This is a genomic window from Dysgonomonas termitidis (assembly GCF_042654545.1).
Classification (GTDB): Bacteria; Bacteroidota; Bacteroidia; order Bacteroidales; family Dysgonomonadaceae; genus Dysgonomonas; species Dysgonomonas termitidis.
Genome location: NZ_JBHSGN010000006.1, coordinates 1 through 8,932 on the forward strand (window position 1 = coordinate 1; position 8,932 = coordinate 8,932).

5 protein-coding genes are annotated in these 8,932 nt (G+C 41.0%); 2 read left to right on the forward strand and 3 right to left on the reverse strand.

Annotated features, from left to right (window positions below; translation table 11 throughout):
- Nucleotides 1–270 precede the first annotated feature (270 nt).
- A complete protein-coding gene (locus tag ACFO6W_RS01065) occupies nucleotides 271–1,419 on the reverse strand; it encodes an OmpA family protein (protein ID WP_379993456.1) in 1,149 nt (382 codons plus the stop codon).
- Nucleotides 1,420–1,732: 313 nt separating this feature from the next.
- Between ACFO6W_RS01065 and ACFO6W_RS01070 the strand changes: the two genes are divergently transcribed.
- Entirely contained in the window at nucleotides 1,733–4,123 is a 2,391-nt protein-coding gene (locus ACFO6W_RS01070; protein ID WP_379993457.1) for a monovalent cation:proton antiporter family protein, read from the forward strand.
- A gap of 22 nt (nucleotides 4,124–4,145) precedes the next feature.
- The gene (locus ACFO6W_RS01075; RefSeq protein ID WP_379993458.1) at nucleotides 4,146–4,967 is read left to right on the forward strand and encodes an endonuclease VIII; all 822 of its coding nucleotides are present in this window, start codon (nucleotides 4,146–4,148) and stop codon (nucleotides 4,965–4,967) included.
- A gap of 94 nt (nucleotides 4,968–5,061) precedes the next feature.
- Here ACFO6W_RS01075 and ACFO6W_RS01080 read toward each other — a convergent pair whose 3' ends face one another.
- On the reverse strand, nucleotides 5,062–6,339 hold the full coding sequence (locus tag ACFO6W_RS01080; RefSeq protein ID WP_379993459.1) for a 3-keto-disaccharide hydrolase: 1,278 nt from the start codon (nucleotides 6,337–6,339) through the stop codon (nucleotides 5,062–5,064).
- Between the two features lie 1,186 nt (nucleotides 6,340–7,525).
- Nucleotides 7,526–8,821 (reverse strand): SpoIID/LytB domain-containing protein, encoded by a 1,296-nt coding sequence (locus tag ACFO6W_RS01085; protein ID WP_379993460.1) that lies wholly within the window; start codon nucleotides 8,819–8,821, stop codon nucleotides 7,526–7,528.
- Nucleotides 8,822–8,932: the final 111 nt, after the last annotated feature.

The following is an 8,932-nucleotide window of genomic DNA, read 5'->3' on the forward strand; positions in this document are numbered from 1 at the left end:
CTTTCATTTGGGGATATACTTTTGATAAAATTTACAATCTATAAATAGCAACTTAAATTTATTACTTAAAACTTTTCAAAGAGCGATATGCTAACAGCTAATAGCTCTCAGCTATATACATAGATAAACTTTTTCAAAAAAAATTAAATGTCATGCGGTTTCCCTGATACATTTTTACTGATATACTCTTATTAAATATCTTGATCTGACCAAATAAAAATAAGGATGTCCCGAAAGACATCCTTATCCATATAACGTGTATTATATCTTTTACTTAGTTATAGCTGTAAATACTACTACACGGTTCCATTGGTCGGTAGGGAACAACTGTTCTTTGTCGCCGCTGGCTTTTGTAGTAATACGGCCGGGAGCAATATCATATTTGTCGATCAACACTTTAGCTACAGCTTCGGCACGTTGCTCGGATAGCCTTTGGTTGATAGCCGGAGTACCGGTGCTCCTATCGGCATAACCTGTAACGACTACATTCACGCTTGGATTATCCTTCAGGTAGCGGGCAGCGTTGAAGATATTGATATCCTGATTTTGTTCAAGTTTTGCACTACCGATACGGAATACTACAACAGCATTCATCAATACTTCGGTTTGTTCTTTTATCTCTTTAGTTTCCTGTACGATAACCTGAGGTTCCGGTTTATTGGCCAGGTCGGTTTTCAGCCTGTTGATTTCTGCGTCTTTACTGCTCAGAAGAGACCTCTGGCTGTTTATTTCGTTATTTAAACGCTGTAGTTCAGCCGGATCTGCCGCATCTACAACTTTGAACCCGCCTTTCGACAACCTGAATGAAACTCCAAGTAAGGCATTGACTGTCCCGTCATAGTGCGATCCTTCTTCACGTCCGTTAAAATCGTCACGCATAAGGTTACCGGCGACTTCCAGATTGATACTGGCCACTTCACTTACCCGGAAATCGGCTTGCAAACCTACACGTGGTACGATACTGTTTACAGTATGGATGCTGTTTTCCGAATCTTTAAATACATGTACATAACCAAGACCGGCAAAACCGATCAGATTGAACATCCTGTCTTCTTTGTACGGAAGTACGAGGTTAGTCAGGTTTAGTAACCCGTCCGCGTTTATCTGGAAGTACTTCGATTTGTATGTACCATCCGTATTATTCAATTTATAATAATTCTTGGATTCCCATCCCCCAACTTGTAAACGTGCACCGGTTTTCGGTGAAAAATATTTACCAAGAGATACAGCTGCATATGGAGTTACAACATCCCCGAAAGATGCATCTTTATGATACTCACTGATTGTGTATGATGCCCCGCCTTGTAGTTGCAAAAACCAATTATCACCCAATGTCGACGGAACAATAGCTTTTTCTTGCGCTAATGCAGGAGATGCTAATATGGCAACTGCTGCGATAGATAAAATAACTTTTTTCATTTCTAATAATTTAGTTACTATTTTGTATAAACGACTGTCAGCATCACATTGTTCAAATATAGAAGTAGAATAAATTGCCTGGAGAAAAAAATGTTAAATAAAAAAAAGAGAAGTATAATACACTAATTGCCTGGGTGACAGTAAAGAGTGAAGTTTCGGAAAAAAGAGGCAAGTTGATAAATTTTAGTGACAATTTGATTTTTTATTTCTAAACCCATTTTTTTTTGTTACTTTTAAATGCCGAAAACATCTATTGGCAATATCCTTTAAGGGAATAAAGGAAATATACACAAAATAGAATTATTATAAATATATGGCGCATCTACCAGATTTTATAAGCGACTTGGCTATAATACTTATTACAGCCGGGTTTGTTACCATTGTGTTCAAATGGCTGAAACAACCTGTTGTACTTGGCTATATTGTTGCAGGATTCATTGCGAGCCTGCATTTCAAAAAATTTATAGAAGATCTTGTTATAAAGGTAACTGACATCCCCGAAGGACAGGTCGCTAATGTCTTTAAGGCATTACCTGAAATATCGGATATGGCGAATGTCAGCATTTGGGCAGAGATAGGGGTGGTATTCCTCTTGTTTGCGCTCGGGTTGGAATTTAGTTTCAAGAAACTGATCGATGTGGGAGGCAGGGCCTCGATAGCTACGCTTATCAACCTGGGATCGATGATAATAATCGGCTATCTGGCAGGCGAACTGTTTATTGTAAACCTTATTGACGATTGGACATCGATGGATAGTATCTATCTGGGTTGTATGCTGTCCATGTCTTCCACTACCATTATTATAAAGGCATTTAACGATATGGAGCTGCAAAAGAAAAAGTTTGCAGGCATTGTATTTGGTATGCTTATTGTCGAGGATATTGCAGCTATCGTTATGATGGTATTGCTTACCACATTTGCATCCAGCCAGCATTTCGAAAGCGGCGAGGTGGCAAACAGTGTGGTCAAACTGGTTTTCTTTATGCTTATCTGGTTTGTAGTGGGTATTTATATGATACCGACAATGCTGAAGAAACTGAAAAAATATCTGAACGACGAAACACTCCTTATTGTTGCCATCGGGCTTTGCCTCGGTATGGTATTATTTGCTACCAGTGTCGGTTTCTCTGCTGCACTGGGGGCGTTTATAATGGGTTCGATTCTGGCCGAAACAATAGAGTCGAAGCATATCGAGCATCTTATCGAGCCACTGAAAAACCTCTTCGGGGCTGTTTTCTTCGTTTCGGTAGGTATGATGATCGACCCGGCGGTAATCGGGGAATACGCCGTACTTATACTTATATTGACATTAGTTATTCTGATCGGGCGTACTATCTTTGCCACAATCGGTGTCCTTGCATCGGGTGAAGGCCTTAAAGTAGCTATGCAATCGGGATTCAGTCTGGCTCAGATTGGGGAGTTCTCCTTTATTATTGCATCGCTGGGTATGGGACTGGGTGTTATTACTGAAACCCTTTATCCTATCATTGTCGCCGTATCGGTAATAACTACTTTTACAACGCCATATTGTATCAAAGGGGCCGAGCCGGTTTATAACTGGGTAGAAAAGCGTATCCCCAAGAAATGGGATAAACTCGTGGAGGGCTACGGTATGTCGAGTTACAATACGGTAAATAAGCAGAATGACTGGAAAAAGTTACTTCAAAGCATCCTCAAACTAGTGGCGATCTATACCACTATTTCAATTGCGATACTTCTTGTGTTCCAGAATTTTATAAACCCGTATATCGTAGAATACGTGCCGGGCAGTATTTGGGGCAATATAATGGCTGCAGTGATTACGCTTACATTGATGGCACCGTTTCTCCGGGCTATAATGATGAAGAAAAACCGTTCGGAAGAGTTCAAGAAGCTCTGGAAAGATAATCGGTTCAACAGAGGAGCATTGATCTCCCTTATTGCTTTCCGTATCATTATCTGTGTTACACTGGTATTGATGGTTCTTATCCCCTTGTTCCCCAGACTGACCGTACTGATGGTGATAATATCGCTGGCGGTAGTTACATTGATTGTATTCTCGCAGGGCTTTAAGAAGCAGTCGCGTAAAATAGAAGCCCGTTTTCTTGAAAATCTGAATCTGAAGCAAAAGCACGATGAGAAGAAGGCCGCCTTTTTGCCTACAGTGGCTAATGACCTGCGTTCGAAAAGTATCCATATCGAAGAATTCGAAATATCCCAATCTTCGCCTAGTATAGGAAAAACATTGCGAGAACTCAATTTCAGGCAGAAGACAGGAGTGAATATCGTGACTATAATACGCGGAAGTAAAAAGATAAACATTCCTGATGGTAATGAACGTCTCTATCCTTTCGATAAACTTGTAGTTTCGGGTTCCGACGAGGAGATGCAAACTTTGGCGCAATATCTGCACGATAAGCGTGAACAGGCGTCTCAAATGGAAGAGGAAGCCCAGCATCATATCAGCCTGTCGCAGTATCTTGTAGAACCGGGCTGTCCCCTTATAGGTAAAACAATTGCCAATGCCGCAATACGGGAGAAGACCGAATGTATGGTTATCGGTATAGACCGTAATGATGAGTCTATTATACAGTTTACCCCGAACTTTATGTTTGAGGAGGGCGATATTATATGGCTTGCCGGCGAAAAAGATAAATTGAATTCGTTTGAAGAAAATATCGGGGATTTGATTCCACTGATACTTAATGGTTCGAATTTAAGATAGTTAAATTATTAAAGAATAAGCCATGATTGAAATACCAGAATCCCGAACGATAAGCCGTCAGGCCGAGACGATACTGGCCGGAAAACGTATAGCAGAAGTAGTACAAGCTACCAGCCCGCACAAATTCACATGGTATAACGGCGACCCGCTATTATATCCTGATATCCTTGTAGGCCGGGAAATTGAATCGGTAAGAGGGCAGGGGATGTTTGTAGACATCTTGTGCGATGAAGATGTGACCGTAACGATCGGGGACGGAACAAATATGAAATATTATCCCGCCATAGAAAAGCATCCGGCAAAGCATCAGCTGCTAATCGCCTTTGACGATAAGAGCTTCATTGCCTTTACCGTATCTATGTACGGGGCGATTTTCGCTTATAAGGGGGAACTGGATAATCCCTATCATAAGGGCAGCTTGGCCAAGCTATCACCATTAGACGATACTTTCGATGAGCAATATTTCGACAGCATCTTTAAAGGTGTAAAGAAAGATATGTCGATAAAGGCTTTACTTGCAACCGAGCAGCGTATTCCGGGATTCGGAAACGGGGTATTGCAGGATATTCTGTTCAAGTCCGGACTCCATCCCAAGCGTAAAATATCCACTATATCGGATTTTGAGAAAGGGGATTTGTTCCATTGCCTCAAAGTAACTATCCAAAGCATGACCGAAAAAGGCGGGCGTGATACGGAAAAGGACTTTTATGGCAATTTTGGCGGCTATAAATGCATCCTCTCCAGAAATACCTACAAACAACCATGTCCCAATTGCGGTGATGAAATCGTCAAGGAAGCTTACCTTGGAGGCACGATATATTATTGTCCGTCCTGCCAGAAATAGTATTGTCGCATTATACGATATTCAAAATAAAAGGGTTGCTTTTGCTGGCAACCCTTTTGTATATGAGGCAATATAAGAAACTATCGCAGAAATCTTATAGTGTTTTCAGCTTCAGATTGCGCCACAATACTTTAATCCCTCCGCCGTCATGTATCTGGAGCGCGATACGTCCTTGTCCTTTTCCGATCTTCTCATCTACAAGATTTACTATTTCTTCGCCGTTGAGCCATGTAGTAACCTTATCTCCCTGAACGAGGATACGCATTGTATTCCAGTCTCCGACTTTAAGTACATTATCCTTTTCTTTCGGAGCTTCAATGATCCATCCCCGTCCGTAAGATTCATAGATGCCGCCCGTTCCATGACCTTTTGGTGCCACCTCTACCTGCCATCCGTTTACTCTCACATCTTTTTCTATAAATGAGCGGATAAATACGCCGGAGTTTCCGTCGGCTTCCTGCTTAAATTCCACAGTCAGGTCGAAATCGTCGTAGTACTCGCGTGTAGCCAGATAGCCGTATTGTTTGTCCGGGCCGCTTTCGCAAACGAGTAGGCCGTCTTGTACATACCATTTTTCGGTTCCGTATACATCCCACCCTGCAAGGTCGGTTCCGTTGAACAGTGTCACCTCTTTTGTCTTGCGAGGAAGTTCTTTTATTTTGATATTGCGGAATGATGCAGGATATCCATGATCTTGCAGGCATATCACGCCTTTTTTAGCGAGTCCGTATTCAGGTGCATTATGCCATTTTCCGCTATTCTTGCGGGCATACCAGTCGTCGGTCCAAGCTTCAAATTCAAGTATCTTTACACCGTTGAGCCAATGTTCGACATGGCCGTTATCAAATACAATTTTAGAATTGTTCCATTCGCCCTGCGGATTTACTTTCATTACCGATGTATCAGGTAGATGCATGGCATAGTCCGCACCCATATTTTGCCAGTCTTCGAGTTTGTCGGGAAAATTAGGAGCATCTATTAATTGATATTCAGGGCCTGTAACGTAAGGCACACTATACTGCGGACGTTCTACTACATGGTACAGCATACCGCTGTTGCCACCTTTAGACAGTTTCCAGTCCCATGAAAGTTCAAAGTTTTCATATTCTTTATCAGTTACAATGTAACCGCTGGCATCGCTGCCGTCACCTTTAGCCTGAATACAGCCTTCCACTACATGCCAGGGCTGAGTAAGAGTTGTACCATTGTAATCTTTCCATCCGGCCATCGTTTGACCATCGAAGAGCAATTGCCATCCTTCGGCTTTTTCCTTTTCTGTCAGCGTGTTGTCAGGCTGTGTACTGTTGCAGGATGTCAGAGCTATAGACAATATGGCACATGATGCAACAAAATTCTTAATTTTTGATTTCATTAAATTAGGACTTTGGTATTAAAAAAAATAATTAACTATTTCAACAAAGATAATAAAAATACCGTAAGGTAAAAGTTTATTTACTGATATAATGCGTATAAATGTTAGTATTCATGTATATTATTTATATAAATAATGCATCTTTGAAAGCCGTTTGAAAGCCGCTGTATCTTTATTTCAAAAATCTTTTATATTATCAAGATTTGCAAATATTGTTTCGTCAGGATAGAACTTTGTATCTTTCAGCTTTTCTTCGTTAATTTTTAGTTTCTTTTTGTCTGGTTCACCCTTTTTAGGCCAACTTTTGTTCGTGTTTAGTTAACAGTCATCAGTTAACAACTTGTAACTCGTAACTGCCCGAAGGGCGCAGAAATAACATTCGCCGAAGCGAAGGCGAGGCAAACTTGTAACTAAAAAAGGTAACAAAGGTAACACTTATTTCAGTAAACAGTCTGCAGTTAACAACTCGTATCTCGTATCTTGTCTACTCGTAACTTGTAACTGCCCGTAGGGCAAAGTAACTCGTAACTATCAAAAAGTAACACCTTTTTTAGCTATTAGCTGACAGCTGTTAGCCAATAGGCTATGTACAAAACTTGACAAACTTGACAAACTTGACACATTTTCCACTTTTCTCTCCTGTCACTTTTCCTTATCCGGGCGTAAAGTTTTACGTCCCTACAAATTCCAAAAAGTAACATAGGTTACAACTTTTTACACATATTCAATTTTTAAATCATTAAACCTTGAATCTTTAAATCTTTCCTATTCTTTCAAAGAACTATCAGCTGACGGCTATCAGCTAATAGTATAGATAAAGTTTTCAAGACTCAATTCACATAAAACAAAAAAGTAAAACGGCTTTATTAATACAAGGAACGCCAAAAGCCGTTTTACTTGCCAAATACTAATTAGAAACAGGTTAACTAGTGTTCTTCTTTTGCTTTTCCGTAGTCAGAGGCTATTTTTAACAGCGATACGACTATAATCGGTATTATACTGCATATATCATTGCCCAGATAAAGAAATGGTTATAGCTCAAATATTCCTGTCGTCATCAGCCCTGTACAGAATGCGTAGTGAGCTGTTTTGTGCCTCCCTTCGGAGAAATACATCGGATAGAGCATGTAAGCAGTAAATCCGAAGCCATGACCAAATTGCTCTATAAACACACAAGGGAGGGGCGTTAATAACTCTTCTCTATACTTGCACCCACATAATAATGCAGTAAAATCTTATCGTAAGAATACCCCTTTTCCCCCATCACCGCGGCCCCTATCTGACAAAGGCCCACGCCGTGTCCCCAGCCTGCGCCGGTGAGGATAAATCTATCATCCGTTTTGGTGACTGTAAAGGCAGAACTGTAAAGATGTGAAGTGGATAAGATACGGCGTATTTCGAGTTCCTTGCCTATAATCATAGTCTTTTCAGAGCCAACGATCTTGAGTTTTACCAGTCGGCCCGAAGTCCCTCTTTGGATAGGTATGAGTTCCTGTATAGTGCCAAAATCGATTCCGGAACGTTTGAGAATCAGAGCCGATAATTCCTCCTGCTGATATGTAAGCTGCCAGCGGTAAAAGCTTGTCGTTTCCTGATCGTAATTGTTCAATACCTGTGCCAGTATTCCCTTATCCTGCGTGTTGCAGAATGCCGGAGGGCACGACTCTATCCATTTTACAGACTCCGTTTCTATGGTAAGGTCGGGTATATCCGTAGCGTTTTCATCATCCCGTAGTTTTACCAGATAAGGATATTTTATATCTTCCCAGCAATTCTGGAATTCTTCTACGACCCCGCCGCAGCATTTCGAAAAGCGGGCATCGCATATCTTGTTCCCTGATATCAGCACCTGCCCCCGTGTCTCCTTTATGGCCTGCTTCACTGTGTCGATATTTGCCGAAGCACGGGTTATACCTTGGTATCGCTGGCAATGGTCATCGGCACAAACATCGAAATTGAGGTGGTCTTCACGGTCATACCAGCGGATAATCTCGTCTCCGGTCTCGGTGAAGGTTGTATATTTTTCTTTGGCTGCCACTATCTCCTTGTTCTTCTCGATCTGGGCCAACAGCCAGCTCCGGGAGATAACAGCATGGGCTTTAAGTAGTTCCAATGAAGCGGTAGCGCTCATTTCGGAGGATATGACACTGGTCAGGTAATCTTCTGTTTTGATAAGGTTTATAGCTGTAATCTCATCATTTTCCACGATCAGCCTCAATGCGCCCTGAAACCGCTGGTCTTCTTTACGTTCCCAATGGAAATTGATTCCGATGGTAACTTCTTTCAGCGTGAAAGAAGCATGTTCATTTTTGGGGATGAACAGTAATTCCTTGTAAAGATTTTCGTTCCATAAGATTAATCCGTATTTATAAGATACAGTATTTTTTCCTGTTACTTCATTGTCCAGACAAATGTATTCTTTGTCGAGTACAAAACTTATTTCCTTGTTTGCTAAGATGCCAACACTTACTTCTGGTTCCATATTATTAGTTTAGTTATGAGTTACGAGTAAAAAAGATACAGGTTATTTGAGTATTCTAGCTATATAATTTTCATTGAATTAGCTATAGCCATCATTTTTTCGTTGCTGATG